The following is a 1,811-nucleotide window of genomic DNA, read 5'->3' as shown; positions in this document are numbered from 1 at the left end:
GCTTCTAATAAAGACGCTGAAGATTTGCGGTTTTCGTTTACTAAGTGAGCAATTACTTCTGTGTCAGTATCAGAGTTAAAGGTATAACCTTTTGCTTTAAGCGCTTCACGAAGTTTTTCGTGGTTTTCGATGATGCCGTTGTGGACTAACGCGATTTCTTCGTTAGACATGTGTGGGTGAGCGTTCTTTTGAGTTACGCCACCGTGTGTTGCCCAACGAGTATGAGCGATACCAGTCACTCCATTTACGCCAGAAGCGGCAACGGCGTCTGCTAATGCCTGTACTTTACCAACTTCACGCTCACGCATTAATTGACCGTCAGTTTCAAGAAGAGCGACACCTGCTGAGTCGTAACCACGGTACTCAAGACGTTTTAGACCCTCTAATAAAATATTTACGATATGACGTTCTGCTACGCCACCAACGATTCCACACATAATAAATTTCCTTAAGCTTTTATAACTTGTACATTTTGCGCCGCAATCTTTGCTTCGCTTTCTGAATCAATACCCGCGTCGGTCACTAAAATATCGATGTGTTCCCACGCGAGTTCTAAATTTGGGATTTTTCGTTCTAACTTTTCCGACTCAGCCATCACAATAACCTGCTGAGAAACCTCTGCCATGATCCTGCTCAAATTTGTGAGCTCATTAAAGGTGGTTGTGCCACGTTCGACATCCAGACCCGAAGCACCTAAAAATGCTTGGTCGAAATTATAGGCGCGGAGCATGTTTTCGGCGAATTGACCTTGTAATGAATAAGATTGTGCGTCCCATGTGCCGCCAGTCATAAGCAAAGTAGGCTCGTTTTCGAGCTCTAAGATGCGGTTGGCCACTGAGATTGAATTGGTCATCACTACCAAACCACGAACATGTTGGGCATGAGTTAACAACGCGGAGGTTGTACTGCCACTATCAATGACAATGCGGTTGTGGTCTTTGATTAATGCCGCTGCGGCTTTACCGATGGCTTGTTTGTTGGCTGAAACTTCGGTGTCGGTGAGTTCGGACGATTCTTGCGGTAATGCGACGGCACCACCGTATTTACGCAACAATAAGCCGTTGGCTTCGAGTGCAGATAAATCCTTTCGAATCGTAACTTCTGAAGTATTAAACTCGGCTTTTAACTGTTCAACAGATACTTCTTGAAACGCATTGACCTTTTCGACAATGGCACGTCTGCGTGACTGAGTATTGCGTTTTTGAACCATATTACTTAAGCATCCGAGTTGCGTTGAGCGAGTAAAGTTAGATAAATTGAAGTTTCGGTTAAGTTTCGAAACGAAAGGTATTATAGACAAAGCGGAACAAAAAGAAAGCATTTTAAAACAAAAAAAGCCGCCTGACTTTAGTTAAAAGTGAAGCGGCTTAATATTGCAATGGCTCGGCTATAACTCGTTGTGATTAGCCTTTAGTTGGACGTTGCCAACCATCAATGTTGCGCTGTTTGCCACGCGCAATCGCTAAACCATTTTCACCGACGTTTTTGTTGATGGTTGAACCCGCAGCAACAAAGCCGTTTTCTTCGATGGTTACTGGCGCCACAAGCGTTGAGTTAGTACCAATGAAGGCGTTGTCCTTGATGTCAGTTTTGAACTTGTTTACACCGTCGTAGTTGGCAGTGATCACACCTGCGCCAATATTCACGCCAGCACCAATTGTCGCATCGCCTAAGTATGAGAAGTGGTTGGCTTTTGAACCTTCGCCCAACACTGACTTCTTCATTTCAACGAAGTTACCGACTTTGGCTTTGTTTGAAACGACTGCACCCGGACGTAAACGAGCATATGGACCGACTTGAGCGTTTTCGCC

3 protein-coding genes are annotated in these 1,811 nt (G+C 44.7%); all 3 read right to left on the bottom strand.

Going from position 1 to position 1,811, the window contains the following annotated elements; genetic code table 11:
- A partial coding sequence (locus tag AC4E96_RS12805; RefSeq protein ID WP_490256092.1) for a class II glutamine amidotransferase occupies positions 1–437 on the bottom strand: 437 nt, incomplete at its 3' end.
- Between the two features lie 11 nt (positions 438–448).
- On the bottom strand, positions 449–1,210 hold the full coding sequence (locus tag AC4E96_RS12800) for a DeoR/GlpR family DNA-binding transcription regulator (protein ID WP_490256091.1): 762 nt from the start codon (positions 1,208–1,210) through the stop codon (positions 449–451).
- Positions 1,211–1,403: 193 nt separating this feature from the next.
- On the bottom strand, positions 1,404–1,811 hold a 408-nt coding region (locus tag AC4E96_RS12795), incomplete at its 5' end, for a DapH/DapD/GlmU-related protein (protein WP_490256090.1).

It is taken from the genome of Psychrosphaera sp., from assembly GCF_982872775.1.
The sequence above is the reverse complement of the archived record's forward strand: the minus strand, read 5'-3'. Positions and strand labels throughout refer to the sequence as shown.

Bases quoted from the DNA above. Each gene is read 5' to 3' on its own strand.
- AC4E96_RS12800 (WP_490256091.1), bottom strand. From the start codon at position 1,210: ATGGTTCAAAAACGCAATACTCAGTCACGCAGACGTGCCATTGTCGAA.